18 protein-coding genes and 2 pseudogenes are annotated in these 18,509 nt (G+C 64.7%); 12 read left to right on the forward strand and 8 right to left on the reverse strand.

The genetic code is table 11. The features are described 5' to 3' along the window. Nucleotides 1–456, forward strand: a pseudogene (locus A5636_RS26365) (PE family protein); the annotation flags it as partial. A gap of 64 nt (nucleotides 457–520) precedes the next feature. On the opposite strand, the gene A5636_RS01005 reads toward A5636_RS26365, so the two are convergent. Further along, nucleotides 521–1,342 (reverse strand): SDR family oxidoreductase, encoded by an 822-nt coding sequence (locus tag A5636_RS01005; RefSeq protein ID WP_216638799.1) that lies wholly within the window; start codon nucleotides 1,340–1,342, stop codon nucleotides 521–523. Nucleotides 1,343–1,360: 18 nt separating this feature from the next. On the opposite strand from A5636_RS01005, the gene A5636_RS01010 reads away from it, so the two are divergent. Together A5636_RS01010 and A5636_RS01015 are read left to right on the forward strand one after the other, a co-directional pair. After that, nucleotides 1,361–1,993: a class I SAM-dependent methyltransferase gene (locus A5636_RS01010; RefSeq protein WP_065156846.1), complete on the forward strand. Its 633-nt coding sequence runs from the start codon at nucleotides 1,361–1,363 to the stop codon at nucleotides 1,991–1,993. Nucleotides 1,994–2,029: 36 nt separating this feature from the next. Continuing rightward, the gene (locus A5636_RS01015) at nucleotides 2,030–2,446 is read left to right on the forward strand and encodes a hypothetical protein (RefSeq protein WP_065156847.1); all 417 of its coding nucleotides are present in this window, start codon (nucleotides 2,030–2,032) and stop codon (nucleotides 2,444–2,446) included. Nucleotides 2,447–2,473: 27 nt separating this feature from the next. Here the strand turns inward: A5636_RS01015 and A5636_RS01020 are convergent, their stop codons facing one another. The 3 genes from A5636_RS01020 to A5636_RS01030 are packed head-to-tail and all read right to left on the reverse strand — an operon-like array spanning nucleotide 2,474 to nucleotide 4,749. Next, on the reverse strand, nucleotides 2,474–3,292 hold the full coding sequence (locus A5636_RS01020) for an SDR family NAD(P)-dependent oxidoreductase (protein ID WP_065156848.1): 819 nt from the start codon (nucleotides 3,290–3,292) through the stop codon (nucleotides 2,474–2,476). A 9-nt stretch (nucleotides 3,293–3,301) separates the two neighbouring features. Further along, complete coding sequence (locus tag A5636_RS01025) at nucleotides 3,302–3,709, reverse strand: nuclear transport factor 2 family protein (RefSeq protein WP_065156849.1); 408 nt, start codon at nucleotides 3,707–3,709, stop codon at nucleotides 3,302–3,304. Continuing rightward, nucleotides 3,706–4,749, reverse strand: a complete 1,044-nt coding sequence (locus A5636_RS01030; RefSeq protein WP_065156890.1) for a zinc-binding dehydrogenase — start codon at nucleotides 4,747–4,749, stop codon at nucleotides 3,706–3,708. The genes A5636_RS01025 and A5636_RS01030 overlap by 4 nt, the downstream gene beginning before the upstream one ends. Nucleotides 4,750–4,843: 94 nt before the next feature. Here A5636_RS01030 and A5636_RS01035 point away from each other — a divergent pair, with 94 nt between their 5' ends. The 3 genes from A5636_RS01035 to A5636_RS01045 all read left to right on the forward strand — a co-directional run bounded on the left by A5636_RS01035 (nucleotide 4,844) and on the right by A5636_RS01045 (nucleotide 8,029). After that, complete coding sequence (locus A5636_RS01035) at nucleotides 4,844–5,725, forward strand: helix-turn-helix domain-containing protein (RefSeq protein ID WP_065156850.1); 882 nt, start codon at nucleotides 4,844–4,846, stop codon at nucleotides 5,723–5,725. A gap of 43 nt (nucleotides 5,726–5,768) precedes the next feature. After that, entirely contained in the window at nucleotides 5,769–7,175 is a 1,407-nt protein-coding gene (locus A5636_RS01040) for an MmgE/PrpD family protein (protein WP_065156851.1), read from the forward strand. Between the two features lie 80 nt (nucleotides 7,176–7,255). After that, complete coding sequence (locus A5636_RS01045) at nucleotides 7,256–8,029, forward strand: DUF2127 domain-containing protein (protein ID WP_065156852.1); 774 nt, start codon at nucleotides 7,256–7,258, stop codon at nucleotides 8,027–8,029. 419 nt (nucleotides 8,030–8,448) lie between these two features. On the opposite strand, the gene A5636_RS01050 is transcribed toward A5636_RS01045, so the two are convergent. Next, complete coding sequence (locus A5636_RS01050) at nucleotides 8,449–9,036, reverse strand: CGNR zinc finger domain-containing protein (protein WP_253900439.1); 588 nt, start codon at nucleotides 9,034–9,036, stop codon at nucleotides 8,449–8,451. 85 nt (nucleotides 9,037–9,121) lie between these two features. On the opposite strand from A5636_RS01050, the gene A5636_RS01055 reads away from it, so the two are divergent. Continuing rightward, nucleotides 9,122–9,814 (forward strand): SDR family oxidoreductase, encoded by a 693-nt coding sequence (locus A5636_RS01055; RefSeq protein WP_065156892.1) that lies wholly within the window; start codon nucleotides 9,122–9,124, stop codon nucleotides 9,812–9,814. A gap of 131 nt (nucleotides 9,815–9,945) precedes the next feature. Continuing rightward, nucleotides 9,946–10,752, forward strand: coding sequence for an SDR family NAD(P)-dependent oxidoreductase (locus tag A5636_RS01060; protein ID WP_065156853.1), 807 nt, complete (start codon nucleotides 9,946–9,948; stop codon nucleotides 10,750–10,752). 1 nt (nucleotide 10,753) lies between these two features. Here the strand turns inward: A5636_RS01060 and sigC are convergent, their stop codons facing one another. Continuing rightward, nucleotides 10,754–11,308, reverse strand: a complete 555-nt coding sequence (sigC, locus tag A5636_RS01065; RefSeq protein WP_065156854.1) for an RNA polymerase sigma factor SigC — start codon at nucleotides 11,306–11,308, stop codon at nucleotides 10,754–10,756. A 120-nt stretch (nucleotides 11,309–11,428) separates the two neighbouring features. Here sigC and A5636_RS01070 point away from each other — a divergent pair. After that, a pseudogene (locus A5636_RS01070) lies at nucleotides 11,429–13,743 on the forward strand (heavy metal translocating P-type ATPase). Here A5636_RS01070 and A5636_RS01075 read toward each other — a convergent pair. Then, nucleotides 13,675–14,382 (reverse strand): zf-HC2 domain-containing protein, encoded by a 708-nt coding sequence (locus A5636_RS01075; protein WP_065156855.1) that lies wholly within the window; start codon nucleotides 14,380–14,382, stop codon nucleotides 13,675–13,677. The pseudogene A5636_RS01070 and the gene A5636_RS01075 sit on opposite strands and share 69 nt — an antisense overlap. Before the next feature lie 54 nt (nucleotides 14,383–14,436). Next, on the reverse strand, nucleotides 14,437–15,246 hold the full coding sequence (locus A5636_RS01080) for a class I SAM-dependent methyltransferase (RefSeq protein ID WP_065156856.1): 810 nt from the start codon (nucleotides 15,244–15,246) through the stop codon (nucleotides 14,437–14,439). A 159-nt stretch (nucleotides 15,247–15,405) separates the two neighbouring features. On the opposite strand from A5636_RS01080, the gene A5636_RS01085 reads away from it, so the two are divergent. From A5636_RS01085 to A5636_RS01095, 3 genes are all read left to right on the forward strand, one after another. Continuing rightward, on the forward strand, nucleotides 15,406–16,821 hold the full coding sequence (locus tag A5636_RS01085) for a PPE family protein (protein WP_065156857.1): 1,416 nt from the start codon (nucleotides 15,406–15,408) through the stop codon (nucleotides 16,819–16,821). A 257-nt stretch (nucleotides 16,822–17,078) separates the two neighbouring features. Continuing rightward, nucleotides 17,079–17,948, forward strand: coding sequence for a (3R)-3-[(carboxymethyl)amino]fatty acid oxygenase/decarboxylase (gene scoE / locus A5636_RS01090; RefSeq protein ID WP_065156858.1), 870 nt, complete (start codon nucleotides 17,079–17,081; stop codon nucleotides 17,946–17,948). Further along, nucleotides 17,945–18,508: an FcoT family thioesterase gene (locus A5636_RS01095; RefSeq protein WP_065156859.1), complete on the forward strand. Its 564-nt coding sequence runs from the start codon at nucleotides 17,945–17,947 to the stop codon at nucleotides 18,506–18,508. Before scoE ends, A5636_RS01095 begins: the two co-directional genes overlap by 4 nt. The last annotated feature ends 1 nt before the right edge of the window (nucleotide 18,509 follow it).

Here is an 18,509-nt window from a genome sequence, read left to right on the forward strand (position 1 = left end):
GTGGCGTATCCCGGTGGGGAGAAACTCAATTCGGAGGCGCTGGCCGTCGATCCGATCAACCACAACATGCTGCTCATCGAAAAGACCGACGGTGACATCTCCCGGGTTTACTCAACTCCGGACAGCGGGTGGACCAGCGCCGGTAGCAGCAGTGCCAGCCGTACGCTGACCCAGGTCGCCACCCTGGATCTGTCGGATGCCCAGGAGCAACTCGTCACCAGCGCGGACTTCTCGCCCGACGGCACGCAATTGGCCATCCGGACCTACGACGACGTACTGCTGTGGAACCGCGCGCCGGGGAGCAGTTCGTGGTCACCTTTCAGCCAGCAAGGGGTGGAAGGCCTGATGGCTAGCGAACAGCAGGGCGAAGCGATTGCCTTCCATCCCGACGGCCAGGGCTACGTCACGCTCAGCGAGGGCACGAGTCAGACGTTGCACGAGTTCAACGTTCGGTGACCTGGAAACGCGGATGCTGACCTGGAAACGAGGATGCTGACCTGCAAACGAGGATGCTGACCCGTTACGGATTACCGGCCTTCAACGCCGCTGTCACGCCGCCGTCGACCAAGAGGTCGGTCCCGGTGATGAATGTTGCGTCGGGGCCGAGCAGAAAAGCGGTCGCGGCGGCGATATCGTCGGGCGTCCCGATGCGGCCGGTTCCGGACATGGCGATCATGGCTCGCATGCCGTCCCCGACCGGGGACGCCAGCTCCTGCTGTCCCATCGGCGTAGAAATGATGCCGGGACTGAGGGAGTTGATCCGCGCACCGCGCCGTCCCCAGTGGGAACTGGCGCCACGAACCCGAATCTGATTGGCCTGCTTCGCGATTGGATACGCAAAATTCGGCTCGGTGACATTGCTCAGGAAATCGAGCGTCAGCAGAGCCTCGGGCGGATGGTGGGCCAGGGCCTTTTCCTGGTCGGCAGTCAGGGGTGGGAAAAGGTGGCCTGCCATGCTGGCGATCACCACGCCGGCCCCGCCCGGCGCAATGACCTCGCCGAACTCCTCTAGCACCAGCGCGACGCCGAGCAGGTCGACTGCCAGGATTGCCTCGGCGGACGCTTGGGCCGGGGACAGGCCGGCGGTGTGCGCCAGTTGCGTCACGTTGCCCAGCGAGGCCGCGAACTTTGCCAGCGCGTGAACCGAATCCCGTGAAGCGACATCGACTTGCCGGCTCTCGACGTGATAGCCGTCGGCGGCGAGAGATTGCGCGACCGAAGCCAGGACCGCTTCGTTGTTGTCTGCCAACAGCACCGTCTTGGACGATCCGAGCCGACGGGCGATCGCCTGGCCCATTCCGCCGACGCCGATCACCGCCAGCACTTCCCGATGCGCTGTCACCCCGCTATCCCATCATCGATGCCGAGCCACGAGCACTTCGGGGTTACTTTGGATACAGTGTCGGCCGATCAACCGTGGAACATCAACATCCACTACAACGTCCTGGTCGATGCGTTGGTGCCCAGCAGCGCTCGGACAGTTCTCGACGTCGGGTGCGGCGACGGCTTTCTCGCGGCTCGGCTCGCCGAACGGATACCGGCAGTCACCGCCTTGGACGCGGACGCACCCGTGTTGCGACGTGCGATGTCGCGGTTTCCCGACGCCGAGGTGCAGTGGATGCTCGGCGACGTCATGACCACCGAGTTGGCCCGGTTCGATGCCGTCGTTTCCAACGCCTTCTTGCACCACATCGACGACACCCGGGCCGCATTGACGCGACTGGCCGGCCTCGTGCGGCCCGGCGGCACGCTGGCCGCGGTGACCTTCGTCCGATTTTCGATACGAACGGCTTGGTGGCACCTGTTGTCGTCTGTGGCGTGCCTCGTCGTCAACCGGGTCAAAGGAAAGTGGGAACACACCGCTCCGATCAAATGGCCGCCGCCGGACACGTTTTCGCAACTGCGCGCCCACCTGGGAGCGGTACTGCCCGACGCGCGCCTGCGCCGTTTGCGCTACGGCCGTGTCCTGATCACCTGGCGGGCGCCGGGCTGATGCGTAAAGCCGCAGTAACTCGGGCATACGGACGCCATGACGCCAGAAGACTCTCCGGATGTCGATGAGGCGACGGTCGCGGCCGTCGGTGGGTTATCGGAGGCTTTGGAATACGTCGAACGCGCCCGCGGTGAGTTGTACTCATTTCACCAATTGATGGGCCACGCCGACCTGTTACTCGGCGAAGCGTGCGACAAGCTGCGCGACGCAGGACACAGCGCGGTCGCGGACCGTCTGGAGACCGAACTGGTTGGCCGCAACGTCCTGTACGGCCGATGGACCTTTCAGATCGTCGAGGATTTCGATGACAACTACTGGTCACCGTTCCGGGACCACGAGCGGCGGGTCCGAGACGAATTGCAGGGCGGCGTTCGGCACTTGCTGGAAGCGCGGATGAAAGAACAGCGGCGCACCGCGGGTCGCCCCGGTCATGAGAGCCGCCCTCGTGAATAGCGACGCGACCAGGGACGTGAACAGGGATCAGTCAATGGACCCCATCGCCGCGGCGCTGGCCTGTGAGATGAGTCCGACTGCCTGATTCCGGGTCAGCGAGCCAAGCATCTGCATCGCGGCGCGCAAGTCTTCGCCGACGATCCAGGTCGGCCCATTGGTCAGGTTCTCGAACGCTTCGGCGATGACGTCGTCGACCGGCACGGCACCCGGGGGAACCTCGTCGAGCGAAGTGATCTGCCCACGGCTGTACTCGAGTTCACGTAGGGCCGGCGTGTTGGTTTTACCGAGGATAAGGCCGAGTACGTCGACGCCCCTGTCGTGCAACTCGGCCCAAAGCGCTTCGGCGAAAACCATGTCGAATGCTTTGGAGGCCGCGTATGCAACCATGTTCGGGCCACCGGCGAACCCCGCTCCGGACCCGAAGATCACGATTCCGCCCCGCCCCCTTTGCACCATCGCGGAAGCGAAATGATGGCATAACTGCATGGGCACCACGCAGTTGCGTTGCACCATTGCCTGTGCGGCCTCAACCGGAGTGGCCAGGAACGGTTTGAAGTTGGGATCAGCCCCGGCGCAGTAGACGAGAAAGCCGATCTGCAGGTCGCTGGTTGCCTCGGCAATGCGAAGGTGCGCATCGGGGTCCACGAGATCAATTGCGAGGACCCGTGTTTGAGCTGCGGTCGCCGCTCCGATCTCGTCAGCAACCTGATTGAGCACCGACTGCCGACGCGCCACCAGGACGACATTGACGCCGCGCTCGGCCAGCCCCTTCGCGAAGGCGGCGCCCACCCCATCGGAGGCGCCGGCCACCAGCGCCCAGGGACCGTACTTCGCTGTGAACGTCACCGACCCCTCCTAGCTGACTGCCACTACCCGCACCGAAGTGAACTGCCGCTTCGCGATTCGCCATCCTTCGGTTGTTCGGATGATTTCGTCATCGTAGAAACCGACGGCATTGACACCGCCGTTGTTGTCGGCAGCCATGATCAAGCCGTCGATGTAGGTACGGGCTCCGGCCCGGTCGCCCTCGACGGTGACCGCGATATTGCTCAACCGGTGCAGCGTGTACCCCGCCATAGCATGGGCCAGCTGCATGAACTCGGTCACCGAGTCGACGCCTCGCCATGACCCGATCTCGCCGTAGTCCAACTCGCAGTCGTCGGTGAACACGGTTCGGAACAATGTCCAATCGCGTCGGTCGATCCCGGTGGCATAGCGCACCAGCAAGTCGGCGATGTCTTGCCGGTCTTCACGTTCGCTCATGTCGCGTCTCCGTTGGGGTGGACGACGATTCGCGGTGGACCATCCGATCGACGCGCGAGTTCGAGTGCGTCTGGGACTTCGTCGAGGGTGATGATCTTGCCCACACTGGGCATCGGATTTAGTCGTCCCGAGATGATCGCGTCGAGCGTGCCATACCAGTCCTGCGGATGGGGCCCGCCACCGAATTGGATGGTGACGCCCTGACGGGTAGCCGTCGTGATATCCAGCGTGTCGCCGGTGTACCAGCCACCCGCGCAGTAGATCCGGGTGCCCATTTCGGCGGACTCGACGAGTGCCTGGATCAGCCCGGCGGCGCCAACGCATTCGAAAATCACTGCCGGACCGGGTAAGCCACGTTGCGATCGAACGGCACGGAATGCATCGAAAACCGACGATTCGGCGGGGTCCACCAGGACGTGTGCGCCGAAGCCGTCGCGTGCCAACTCACGCCGGTCGGCTTTGTAGTCCGCGACGACGATCGGCGCGATGCCTCGGCTGGCCAAAGCGGCCACCGCGGAAAGCCCTACCGCGCCCGCGCCGACGACGATCGGTATTTCACCGGGCGCAAGCCCGGCCGAACGCACGTAGAATTCGCCCACGGCGAATGCATCGGTGAGTGAGACGGCATCGGCTGAGACGTCACCGGTCACCAGCTTGGCGGCGGCTGCTGAAATCACCAGGAGTTCGGCGAAACTGCCCGGAGCCTCGGGGTGCTGACCGATGATTCGCAGCCCGCCAGCACCTCCGTCCACCAGACGCACGGGCATTGCGGTCACCCGCGAACCGATTGCGAACTCATCCGAACAGCCGGGACCCGATCCGACCACCTCGCCGACGAACTCGTGGCCGAGCACGATGTCTTGGTCCGCGTCGTACAGCGAGCGGCCGGTCGGGTCGTCGATTCCGAGTTCCGGATGATCCATGAAGTGCACGTCCGATGCGCAGATGGCGGTGCTCAGGGTCCGCAACAACAACTCACCCGGCCCCGCCTGGGGGTCCGCAACGTCGCGCACGTGCAGCTCGCCGTCGCGTAGTACCACAGCGCGCACACTCGGCCTTCTTTCTCGAATAATTGAGATATGATCTCGAATGTTCGGAATGACTGTATGAACCCCAGCGCCAAGGAGTCAACCCATTCGCGGAGCGACGTCAGCGCCGACCGGCCGAGTCCTCGACGTCGTTGAGTTGCTGGCCCGCTCGGGCAGTAAGCAGTTGCGCTTTTCCGACGTCGTGCGCGAACTCGAACTCACCCAGGCGACCGCGCACGCGATCCTCAAGACTCTGTGTGACCGAGGCTGGGCCAGCCGAGATCCTGTCACCAAAACCTTCGCCCTGGGTCCGGCACTGGCCGTGGTGGCGGCGCGAACCGATACCGCGCGGCCACTCGCGCACGCCGCACGTGCGGCGGCACTCCGGGTATCCGAGGCAGTAGGTTACCCCGGTTCAGTGGTTGAGCGATTCGAAGACTTCCTGGTGATCACCGCATTCGAGGGTGACTCCGCCACGGAGCCGTCCGGGTTGCCCGGCGACCGCATCCCGTACGCGCCGCCGTTCGGCGTGGCCCTCGCAGCGTGGGATACCGCGGAGGGACAGCGCGAATGGATCAGGCGTGGTGCCGGTTCCGACGCAGACCGCGCCCGCCGGTTGGAAGGTGTGCTGGCGCGAACTCGAAAGCGAGGCTTTGACGTCGACTGCACCACCCCCGCCCTGGCGCAGGCCATTCAGTTGGTGGGCAGTCTGCAAAATGACAAAATGCCGGCTTCGGTGCGTCAGATCATGGACCAGCTGCTGGTCGAATTCACTTCCAGCGGAGCATTTTTCGACGAGGTGAACGGTCGGGCGAAGCAATCGGTGGTCACCATCGCCGCACCGGTGTTCGACCAGCGCAATCACGTTGCGCTCATCGTTGCCTCGCACCCGCTCTGCGCATTGACGGCACGCCAGATCCGGTCGATCGGCCAACGACTGGTCGAAGAGGCGGCACTTGCGTCGAAAGCCGGCGTGCTGTCGCAATGAGGCCCGCCGAAATAGTTCGGGACAAAGTTCCGTTGTCATTGCCATGGCGCCGGACTACGTTGTGGACGACTTGGCCGAATTCGTCGTCGCCGCGGCACAGTCCGATCTCACCAGTCAGGCGCGAAAGTTGCTCAAGCGCAACGTCCTGGACAGTGTCGCCTGCGCCGTCGGTGCGCTGGACGGTGATCTCATCCCCGCCATTCGCGCGCACGTCGATGAATTCAGCGGCCGGCCCACCGCCACGCTGGTCGGGGGTGGCCGTGCGTCGGTGGATCAGGCCGCTTTCTTCAACGCGGTACTGGTGCGCTATCCCGATCTGCTCGATACCTATCTGACGCCGGGCGGGCTGTGTCATCCCGCCGACAATCTGGGAGCGGTCCTGGCTGTTGCCGAACATCTCGAAGCCGCCGGCTCGGACTTTCTTCTCGCACTCGCGGTCGCGTATGAAGTCCAGTGCCGGTTCAGCGCAATAGTCCCGGTCATGGCCCGCGGTCTCAATCATGCACTGCAGCTTGCGATGTCAGTGGCGGCGGGTTCGGCCAAACTGCTGGGACTCGATGCCGGCAAGACCGCTGACGCCATTGCGGCGTCGGCGGTGGACAACGTGTCGCTCGCGGCGGTGCATACCGAGCCGGTCTCCAACTGGAAGGGCATCTCCCCGGCGATGACCGGTATGCGCGCGGTCTACGCGACTATGTTGGCGGGCCGGGGAGTCTCGGGGCCGCGGACGCTATTCGAGGGTCCGCAGGGTCTGGCGCAGCTCTTCGGGCAAACCATCGATTTCCGTACCGGCGACCGCGAACTCACTGCCGTCGAACAGACTTACCTCAAGAAGTATTGTGCGCTGATCCACGGGCAGGTGGTCATCGACGCCCTGCTGGCAATCCGTACCGACCAGGATCTGCGCGGACCGGATGTGGACGCAGTGCAGATCGAAGTCATCCAGAGCGCTTATGACATCGCCGGCGGCGGAGCGTATGGCGACAAAAACCATCCAACGACCAAGGAACAAGCCGACTACAACCTCAAGTATCTGAGCGCCGTCGCTCTACTCGACGGTGGTGTGGGTCCCGAACAACTCGAGAGCCCGCGGGTCCGCCGCGACGACGTCCAGCAACTGCTGAACAGGATTGATGTCACGCCGGCCGCGGACCTCACGGCGGGCTATCCGCATCGCACTGGTGTCCGCGTGTATGTAAAGACCCGCGATGGAAGGGAATTCGCCCACCAACAGTCCGATTACGAAGGTTCGCCCACCCAACCCCTGTCGTGGGAGCGTGTCGTCGAGAAGTTTCACTGGCTGGCCGAGCCGTTCTGCGACGGTGCGTTGCGCACCCAGATAGTCGATGCGGTCGAGCACCTCGACGAGCACCCCGTCACCGATCTGACCAGGTTGCTCGGCGCGGTCAATCCAACGGTCGCACGGCCGCGCAGCGCCGTTGGATTCTGACGCCCCGTAGTCACGCGTCCCCTTGCATGGTTTGCTGCTTGCGTTGATGATCGGCGTCAAATCCGCCCGAAGGAGCGCACGTGGCCAAGAACGAGAACCGCGGAGTCAATCGGTGGGAGCTGGTCACGTGCGCAGTGGCCGGCCATGCCACCTACGCGCCCGACGACGAGGCGCTGGCCGAGCGGCTCAGCGCCAACACCAAACTCGGCGAGGTGTGGCGCTGCCTGCGTTGCGGTGACTTTGCGCTGGGGGAACCGCACGGTCGCGGACGTCCCGAAGATGCACCGTTGATCATGCGCGGCAAGGCATTACGGCAGGCCATCATCATCCGTGCGCTGAGCATCGAACGACTGGGGCGGGCCGTGATCCTCGGCCTTGCCGCCTGGGCGGTATGGACGTTTCGTGGGTCCCGCGGTGCCATCCAGGCGACGCTCGACCGCGATCTGCCGATCTTCCGCGCTGCCGGATTCAAGGTTGATCAAATGTCGGCTATTCACGAGCTGGAAAAGGCTTTGGCCGCAAAGCCGTCCACGCTGGCCTTGATTACTTGTCTGCTCGCCGCCTACGCCGTCCTGCAGGTGGTCGAGGGTATTGGTCTCTGGCTGCTGAAACGCTGGGGAGAGTACTTCGCGGTGGTGGCCACCTCCGTGTTCCTGCCGTTGGAGATTCACGACCTACTCAAGGGCGTCACGACGACCAGGGTGGTAACCCTGACGATCAATGTCGCAGCGGTGCTGTATCTCGTGATTTCCAAGCGGCTGTTCGGGATCCGTGGGGGCCGGAAGGCCTATGACGAAGAACTGCACGGCGAACAGTTGCTCGACCTCGAGCGCGCGGCGATGACGGCAGCTTGATAGGTGTGGCGTCGGCGACAACTAAGCTCGCGCTGCTCTATTGCGCCTCCGCGAAGCGGTCCGGCGCGGCTGTGACGTACCCGATGCAACACGTTGGGCTGTGTCGGAATGCACAGGGCGGTTTCCATGTTGTTCACCCCGTGGGCGGTTCGTACACACACCGCATGGGTAGATGTGGGCCAAGCGACTGAACTGTGCACTTCGACAGAGGCCGAAGGTCGCACCGACGGAGGACCGAACGACGTGATGAACTTTCCGAATTCGATAGACGAGAGTCGCAGCGACTCTGACGTCGTCGTGCCCATCAAGCCGCGTGCTTGCCATGCGTTGCATCTGACTCACCGAACCGTTCTTGAATCCCCCCGGCCGGTGAGCGGCGTCCGCGTTATGCAGCGCGGTGTCGAGCGCTGCTGATTCCCCTACCGATCGGTTTGGTTCGCTGAAGCACGTCGACGTGCTCGAGAGGCCCGCAGATTCGCGGCGTTGCCGCATGTCTTCACGTCATGCCAAACGCCGCTGTTGTTCTTCGACCTGTCGTAAAAGGTCGAATCACAATGGGGGCTGTGGCAACGCTTGACTCGCCGCCAGGTGTTGGCCTGCTGACTCAACAGGATTTCTGTCCATAGCGCCGATGCGAGCCAGCGCCAGCCGCTGCCAACGGGTTCAAGACGCACATCCCCGCTCTCCGAGACGGCGAAAGATGCCGAAACCGATGCGCTACCCGACGTGACGGGATCGCCGGCGACCAACTTCGCGATTGTCTCGCGCAGGGCTTGCAGCCTGGTCAGATCGGCCTGGTTCAAGACAGGCGGGCTCGCGTCGACACCATTGACGGCCGACCAACTCTCGACCGCGCTCGTTGCCCAGCGGCGGGCAAGCTCGAGGTCGGTCAGCAGGTCCGGCCCGTAGCTTCCGATGCGCACGGTGTTGAGGAAGTCCTGCACCAATCCCAATCCGCCGGGCGCCGATTCAAGCCCGTAGCGCTGTGACGCGTACCACGAAGACATATCCAAAGACTACTTGCCTATGTCGACTCACGCAATTACGGTGACAGAGGTAAAGGTTGTTTACCTACGTCAGGGAGAAGTGGTCATGGTCAAGATTCAGGGGGCGACGGCGGTGGTCACCGGTGGACAACGCGGGCTCGGCAAGGCCATCGTGGACGAATTGCTAGAGCGCGGCGCCGCCAAGGTATATGCCACTGCACGACAGCCCCGCGAAAACGCCGACCCGCGCGTGGTGGGCTTGCCCCTTGATGTCACCGATGCGAATTCCGTTGCCGCACTGGCTGAAGCAGCATCCGACGCTCAGATTGTGGTCAACAACGCCGGCATCGCAGGCGGGCACAACCTGCTCACCGACGAGATGGACGAAATCCGCTCGATCTTCGAGACCAACGTCTTCGGTGCGCTGCAGGTGGCCCGCGCGTTCGCCCCGATCCTGGCGAAGAACGGCGGTGGCGCGCTGGTGGACATCCACTCAGTGCTGTCCTGGATGGGCGGTTTCGGTGCGTACGGCGCCTCTAAAGCCGCGTTCTGGTCGGTCACCAACTCGTTGCGCGCAGAGTTGGAGAAGCAGGGCACGCTGGTCACCGGAGTCCACCTCGGCTACACCGACACGGACATGATCGCCGACCTCAATGCGCCCAAAAACGACCCGCGACACGTCGCTCGCGACATCCTCGACGGTGTCGAACACGGCGACGGGGAGGTCCTGGCCGACGAACTCACCCGACAGGTCAAGGCCGCACTGTCTGGACCGGTCGAGGCGCTACGAGCCGGATAGGTGACTGGACAGCGTTGAGCGACCCCACCGTCTGGACCGCGCCCGCTCGACCACACCCGATCGGTTACGCGCCTCGCTGGACCGGCTCGCGGCCATCGCGGAGGCAGGGCAGGTGCGGGTACGTTCACCCCATGGCTCTCCCACCAGCAGGAAATGACCGCGCGGCCGTCGTCACTGGCGCGTCCTCCGGAATTGGCGAACAACTCGCCCGGATCCTCACTCAGCGTGGATATCAAGTGGTCCTGGTGGCGCGCAGCGCCGACCGGCTGGGTGAAATCGCCGAACGGTTGGGTCCCAAAGCCCGTCCACTGCCAACGGACCTCTCCGACCGGGCGGCCCGGGCGAGCCTGCTGGACCGGATCGGCGACCTCGGTCTGACTCCCGACATCCTGATCAACAACGCCGGCCTGTCCACGCTCGGCGTTGTCGCGAAATCGGTTCCGGAAGACGAGCTCAACCTCGTCGAGGTCGACGTGGCCGCGGTGGTCGATTTGTGCAGCAGATTCCTGCCCGGCATGGTCAGCCGGCGCCGGGGCGCAATCCTCAACGTGGCATCGGTGGCGGCATTCGGGCCGCTGCCCGGGCAGGCAGCCTACGGAGCCGCCAAGGCGTTCGTGTTGTCCTACTCCCACAGCCTGCGCGGTGAGCTGCGGGGAACCGGCGTATCAGTGACAGCGCTGTGCCCCGGACCGGTGGACACCGGCTTCGGCGAGGCAGCCGGTTTCACCAAAGAGGAAGCCGAGTCGGCGTTGCCCAAGGTGATGTGGAAGCCCGCCGATCAGGTGGCGCAGGCCGGAATCGACGGATTGGACGCAGGCAAGGCCGTCGTCGTCCCCGGATGGGCCAACCGCATCTCGTCCGGGTTGTTCCGGGTCGCGCCACCGGAGCTGCTACTCCCGTTCCTGGCCCGCAATCATCCGGGTGTCAGACGCGATTGAGCTACCCGGTGCGGTCACCTTCGTCGGCCGCACGCAGTAGATCGTCGCGGGCTCGTGCGACGCGAGACCGAACGGTGCCGATCGGGCAGCCGCTGATCTCCGCCGCCTCGGCGTAGGACAGACCCAGGATCTGGGTGAAGACCAGCGCCTCGCGGCGTTGCGGTTCCAGGCCGTCGATCAACAGACGGACCTCCACCATGTTCTCGATCCGGCTGCCGCGCCGTGCGGCCCCCACCGCGGCGTCGAGATCGACCACGTGGGTGGTCCGGGGCCGGCTCGAGTTGTGCCGAATCTGGTCGACGACGACCCGCCGGGCAATCGACAGCAGCCAGGTGCGCGCGCTGGAACGACCGGCGAAGCGCGGAAGGGCGCCGATCGCCCGGAGAAACGTCTCTTGAGTCAGGTCGTCGGCACTCGCCGGGTCAGCCAGGTAGGCAACCATTCGCCACACATCGCGCTGGGTGGCCTGGATGAACTGCGTCAGCGCTACTCGGTCACCCCGGCCTGCGGACTTGGCGAGTTGGGTAATTTGGTCGTCGTCGTCACCTGTCGCCACGGTTGTAGAGAGTAGGCCATGACCGCCCTCGGCGGACGGGGAACTAATAAGCGGGCTGTAACGACTCATCTGTAGAACGTTCAGCGGGGTTGGAGGAGACAGCATGTCGGCGGTGGGGCAATGGTGACGGCGGTAACCGAAGCGCAGCCCGGGCGTCCGCAGCTGATACAACTCGAGATCACCGGCATGTCCTGCGTTGCCTGCGCGCACAAGGTGAAATCGACGCTCAACAAGCTGCCCGGCGTTCGGGCCTCCGTCAATTTCGCCACCCGGGTCGCCACGATCGAGGCCGGCGAGGGCACCACGGCCGCCGAACTGTGCGACGCGGTGCGACGAGCGGGTTACCAGGCCGAGCCGCGCCGGGCCGGCAGCGACCAAGCGGGCGATCCGGACGCCGATCATGCCCGCTACCTGTTCACCCGGTTGGCGGTAGCCGCGGTGTTCTTCGTGCCGTTGGCGCACTTCTCGGTGATGTTCGCGGTGATGCCGGGGTCGCGTTTCACCGGCTGGGCGTGGCTGCTCACCGTGCTGGCCCTGCCGGTGGTGGGGTGGGCGGCATGGCCGTTTCACCGCGTTGCACTGCGCAACGCCATGCACGGCGGCGCATCGATGGAGACTTTGATATCGGTCGGTATCACCGCCGCCACCATCTGGTCGCTGCACACCGCTTTCGGCGCACCCCCGTCGACCGACCGCAGGGGCGTATGGCAAGCATTGCTTGGCAGCGATGCGATTTACTTCGAAGTCGCCGCGGGTGTCACGGTATTCGTCCTGGCAGGGCGGTATTTCGAAGCCCGCGCGAAGTCCAAGGCCGGTAGCGCGCTGCGAGCCCTGGCCGCGCTGAGCGCCAAGAACGTCGCGGTCCTGGGGGCCGACGGGTCTGAAACGGTGATCCCGGCCGACGAACTGAAGGAGCAGCAGCGCTTCGTCGTGCGTCCGGGTCAGACGATCGCCGCGGATGGCCTCGTCGTCGAAGGCTCCGCCGCGGTGGACATGAGCGCGATGACCGGCGAGGCAAAACCGGTCCGGGTCGATCCCGGTTCGAACGTCATCGGCGGTACTGCGGTACTCGACGGCAGGCTGATCGTCGAGGCGGCCGCGGTCGGTGCGGACACCCAGTTCGCCGGCATGGTGCGGTTGGTGGAGCAGGCGCAGGCACAGCGGGCCGACGCCCAGCGACTCGCGGACCGGATCGCTTCGGTGTTCGTTCCGTGCGTCTTCGGTGTGGCGGCGCTCACCGCGCTGGGATGGCTGGCCGCCGGCGGTGGCGCTGACCGGGCGTTCTCAGCTGCGTTGGCCGTGCTCGTCATCGCCTGCCCGTGTGCGCTGGGGCTGGCGACCCCGACCGCGATGATGGTCGCGTCCGGCCGCGGCGCCCAACTCGGCATCTTCCTCAAAGGCCATCAATCGTTGGAGGCCACCCGTGCGGTCGACACAGTCGTGTTCGACAAGACCGGCACCCTGACGACGGGTCAGTTGACCGTCAGTTCCGTTACCGCTGCGCGTGGCTGGACCGCCGATGAGGTTCTCGACTTGGCGGCCACCGTGGAGGCAGCTTCCGAACACGCTGTCGGACTTGCGATCGTCGCGGCGTCCGCGCCGCGACGTGCGGTCGCTGACTTCCGTGCCGTGCCCGGCCGCGGCGTCGTCGGCACCGTATCCGGCCGGTCCGTGCGGGTCGGTAAGCCGTCCTGGATCAATTCCCAAGAGTCCGCGTTGGCCGCGGCACGACGCGACGCCGAATACCGCGGCGATACAGCGGTTTTCGTCGAGGTCGACAGCCAGGCGTGCGGAGTTGTCGCGGTCGGAGACACGGTGAAGGAGTCGGCGGCAGACGCGGTCGCCGCCCTGCACGGACGCGGCCTCCGCACGGTGCTGCTCACCGGCGACAACCCGGCGACGGCGGCCGCGGTGGCTGCGAGCGTCGGGATCGACGAGGTGATCGCCGACATCCTGCCCGAAGGCAAGGTCGACGTCATCGAGCAGCTGCGGGAACACGGGCGTGTGGTTGCCATGGTGGGCGACGGTATTAACGACGGACCGGCGCTGGCTTGCGCCGACCTCGGCATGGCCATCGGACGCGGTACTGACGTGGCGATCGGCGCCGCCGACATCATCCTGGTGCGGGACGATCTCGAAGTCGTGCCGCTGGCGCTGGACCTCGCCGCCGCAACGATGCGCACCATCAAGATCAATATGGCTTGGGCGTTCGGTTACAACGTTGCGGCGATCCCGATCGCCGCCGCGGGGCTGCTCAACCCTCTTATCGCCGGTGCCGCGATGGCGTTCTCGTCGTTCTTCGTCGTCTCGAACAGCTTGCGACTGCGCAACTTCGGTGGCGACCGGAGCGCTGCGGTGGCGTCCAGCTATGCGGCCGAACCATCCGTCGGCCACAAATGACCGCGCCGCCGCCCCCGGGATGCGTTCTGAGGTAAGACGATGTCGGGCTCCGAGGCGGCACTGGATGGCGTCGGCCCGGATGCGTCACCGCTGCGCCACACCGTGGTTGCCAGGACCGCACCGATCAACACCGGAAGGTGGGTCAGTGCCCGGGCGGTCGTGACGGCCCCGGACAGCGAATCCACGACCACGTACACCGTCAGCACGCCGGCATATACCGCCAACACAGCGGCCAGACCGGCCGCGGCACGCGGCCACCAGGCCGCGACGATCATCACGACCGCGAGTGCGAACGACCACGACGTCGATTCGTTGAGCAGGTGGCCGGCCGGGGCGGCGCCGTGTGGGTGGGCCAGTCCCAGGCTCACACCGAGCCCCTGGGCGCCTGCCAGCGCCAACTGAGCCAGTCCGACACCCAACAGTGCCCATCGCTGCCAACTCATCCGTGCCCGACGCCGCTTCGACGGCCCGGGTCCGAACGGGCCGAGCGGGGTGATGACGGGTCGGGACTGCACCAACCGGCGCAGCAGGTCGGCTTGGTCGGTTACCTGGTCAAGCCAGTCCCGGCACAGCGCGCATTCGGCGAGGTGCTCGTCGACCCGCGATGAGGGCACTGGTTCGCGTTCGCCATCGAGTCGGGCCGACAGCGCTTCGCGGGCCACCTCACAATCCATACATCTATAGTCGCGCAATACCGGTCAGATGTTCCCGGCAACCTGGCACGCCGTCTAGGCGAACTCCACGAGTGTCGTCGGAGCACGCAACCGGCTGAGGGCAGAAAGCTTGTAAGCCAGGGGAATTACTCTGCGCAGCAACAAACCGCGGCCCGGCGGCGCCGGCAGTTCACGCACCGACCGGATGCCGGGGACGGCCCGCAGTTCCGGATAGTGGTCCGCAGTGAACCAGAACGGCATCGGCGGCGCCGTGTAGTGCTCGCTGAGCTTGAACCCGCGGCGTCGCGAATACACACTCAACAGCCACGGGACGCTGTCGAAGACCAGCTGTCCGCGAGGAAATCGGCTGGCGCAGTGCTGGATCAAGTCGAAAACCGCGGTGCGCTGCAGGTACTGGAACAACCCCTCGGCGGTGATCAACACTCCGTGGGTGTCGTCGACCAGATCCATCCACGAGTAATCGAGAGCGGATTGGGCGCAATACCGCAGCCGGTCCGATGTCGGGAGCAATTGCCGGCGCAATTGCACTATCGGCGCGAGGTCCACCGACAACCAGGCCAGTTGCCCGTTGTCGACGCGCCAGAAGCTCGTTTGCAGGCCCTCGGCCAGGGCGACCACCGTTCCGCGTGGATGAGCGGCCAGGAACTTACCGGCGGCATCGTCGAAAGCCAAGGCGCGCAGCGCAGTTGCCTGGTGGGTACGGCCGAAATGGTCGTAGTCGTAGTCGATGCTGTCCCGAAGTTCGATTGCCATCGGGTCATCGATGATGCCGTCGGGGCGAGCGGCCTCGGTTGCCCGCTGATGCAGCGTGAGCAGCGCGGTCTCCGAAATGCCGTCAAGATGACGGCCGTCGACGGTCGGCATGGCTCCGACTGTACTGATCGCGGGTTTGCTCGGCTCTTTGCCGGGTGTGGGAACTTTCCGCCTTTCCTGGACGACTACCTCACCACGACCGAGCGACCTCAGCCCATGCCGTCGCGTACTCGATCTCCGGGAGGTGGCAGCCTGACAGGCCCGATATGGATGGCGATGCCTCCGGAGGTGCATTCGGCACTGTTGAACGCGGGGAGTGGGCCTGGATCGCTGATTGCTGCCGCTGCGCAATGGCAGGCACTCAGCAAGCACTACGAGGATGCCGCCGCCGAGTTGTTCATGTTGTTGACCCAGGTGCAGGCCAGTACCTGGCAGGGTGTCGGCGTCACCGAATACGTTGCGGCACACGGCCCCTATTTGGCCTGGCTGGAGCAAGCCGCGTTGGACAGCGCTCTGGCCGCTGTGCAGCACGAGACGGCCGCTGCCGCCTACACCAGCGCCGTCGCCACCATGCCGACCCTGGCGGAACTGGCCGCAAACCACGCCACCCACGGCGTCCTTATCGCCACGAATTTCTTCGGCGTCAACACCATCCCGATCGCCCTGAACGAAGCCGACTACGCCAGGTTGTGGGTGCAAGCCGCCGATACCATGGCCGTCTACCAGGGCACCGTCGACGCCGTTCGCTCGGCGGCGCCGACCCTGCAACCGGCTCCGCCCATCCTGACCACGACCGAAAATGTGCAGGACGCTCAACCCAATTTGTTGGGCTCGGTCGGACCGCTGTTCAAGGACCTGACGGATCTGCTCGCCGATCCCTACAAATATTTCCTGGAATTCTTCCAGGGGTTCGGCTTCAGTCCGACCACCACACTTGTGTTGGCCGTCATTGCATTGTTGCTCTACGACCTCCTGTGGTACCCCTACTACGCCTCGTATTCGCTTCTGCTGCTGCCATTTTTCACTCCGGCGCTCAGTGCTCTCGCTGCGCTTAACGCGCTCAACTTCCCCGTTCTGGCAGACCCCGCGCCCGGCCCGGCACCACTGCCCGCAGAGCACAGCCCGGCATCCCGGATCGAGCCGAACCCGAGTGCCGCGACCGCACCCGCAGCGACGACGGGTGCGGGTGGTGCCCCGCACACCAGTACCCCCACCAGCGCAGCTCCCGCTGCGACATCGGGCACCGCTGCTTCACCTGCGGCCGGTCTGAGTTACGCGGTGCCGGGCATTGCCCCGCCCGGTGTCGGCTCCGGGCCGAGAGCCGCAGCCACCGCGACCGATACCGCCGCGGATACGTTAGGAGCCTCCGGCACAACACAATTGGCCGTCGCCGCCCGCGCCGGCGCCCGTAAGCGACGCCGGCACACCGCTGGGGCACGCGGCTTTAGGGACGAATTCCTGCACGCGTCCCTCGACAGCGCTCCCGGTACTTTCGCCAACGAATACGCCGCGACGACAGAAAGCGAACACGGCGCCGGCCCGCTCGGCCTGACCGGCGCTGCGGCGATGATGCCCAGTGCCCCAATCGGATTGGCGCAGCGGTCAGCGGGCGGAACGTGCACAACCGTCCCGTTGCTGCCCGCCGACTGGGCCACCCATCGCGACGAAGCGGCGGGATGCCAATGACGTGGAACCATCCGGTGCCCCCAAGGATCCGCCAAGAACGCGCCAAGAATACGTCAAGCAGGTGGTGGCAGGTTTCTCCCATTAACAACGACACTGACGACGACATTGACAGACATTGACGACGCTGAGCCGGTGCCACAGGCACGCCGGTCTCACCGGTCTCGCCAAGGGGGATTGCATCACGACAACTGTTGACGCACAAGACATCTTCGCGCCGCGAGGCCGAACGCCGACTCAACTACCAGAGGACAGAATCCATGACGCTCAACGTGAAAGGTGAGGGCCTGGGAGCCCAGGTGACCGGCCTGGACCCACAAAACCTCGAGCACATATCGACCGAAGAAATTCGGGACATCGTTTACACACACAAGCTGGTCGTCCTGAAGGACGTACATCCCTCCCCGGAGGAATTCATCACGCTCGGCAGACTGGTCGGTGAAATCGTCCCGTATTACGAGCCGTTGTATCACCACAAGGACCACCCGGAGATCTTTGTTTCTTCCACGGAGGAGGGGCAGGGTGTTCCGAAGACCGGAGCCTTCTGGCATATCGACTACATGTTCATGCCGGAACCCTTCGCGTTCTCCATGGTGTTGCCCTTGACGGTGCCCGGACACGACCGCGGAACCTACTTCATCGATCTCGCCAAGGTGTGGGCGTCGCTGCCGGCCGCCACACAGGACCCGGTCCGGGGGACCCACAGCACCCATGATCCTCGGCGCCACATCAAGATTCGCCCACGCGACATCTACAGGCCCATCGGAGAAGTATGGGACGAGATCAACCGGACCACACCGCCCATCCAGTGGCCGACGGTGATCAGGCACCCGCACACGGGCGAAGAGATCCTCTACATCTGCGCGACGGGTACCACCAAGATCGAGGACAAGGACGGCAACGTGCTGGACCCGAGCATCTTGCAGGAACTGATGGAAGCCACGGGCCAACTCGACACTGAGTACTCGTCACCATTCATTCACACCCAGCATTACGAAGTCGGCGACATCATCCTGTGGGACAACCGCGTCCTCATGCACCGTGCGAAGCACGGGACCGCCAACGGCCATCTGACCACTCACCGTCTGACCATGCTGGACGGACTCAAAACACCAGGATACGCAGTATGAGCACCATCATTTTGTCCCCGTCCACACAGAGTCGCGCTGAATTCGCGGATATCAGCGACACCGGCCCCATCGAGGAGCATCTGCTCGCCAGGGTGCTCGAACCGTACGCCTACAAAGGGTGCCGCTACCTTATCGACGCGTCGTACAAGGCGACCGCCGATTCGGTTCTCGCCTATGGGAATTTCAGCATCAGCGAGCCTGCCTACATCCGCAGCACGGGCCATTTCAACGCGGTGGAGTTGGTGATGTGTTTCAACCAACTCGCCTACTGCGCATTCGCTCCGGCCGTTCTCAACGAAGAGATCCCGGTCCTGCGCGGCTGGTCGATTTCGGATTACTTCGACCTGCAACTGCCCAGCATGCTGATCAAGAACACCTCGTCGCGTTTCAAGAGGCCGATCCATGCCCAGAAGTTCTCGGCGCGCTTGCTGTGTCAGAACTTCAAGGTGATGGAACGCTCGCTGCGCTATCTCTCGGTCCCGTGTGTCATCGAATTCTGGGACGAGTACGGCGGGGCGGCTATCGCCGAAGTCGAACTAGCGGCGCTCAACATCCCGTAAC

Source organism: Mycobacterium asiaticum, from assembly GCF_001673315.1.
In the GTDB taxonomy this organism is placed as follows: Bacteria; Actinomycetota; Actinomycetes; order Mycobacteriales; family Mycobacteriaceae; genus Mycobacterium; species Mycobacterium asiaticum_B.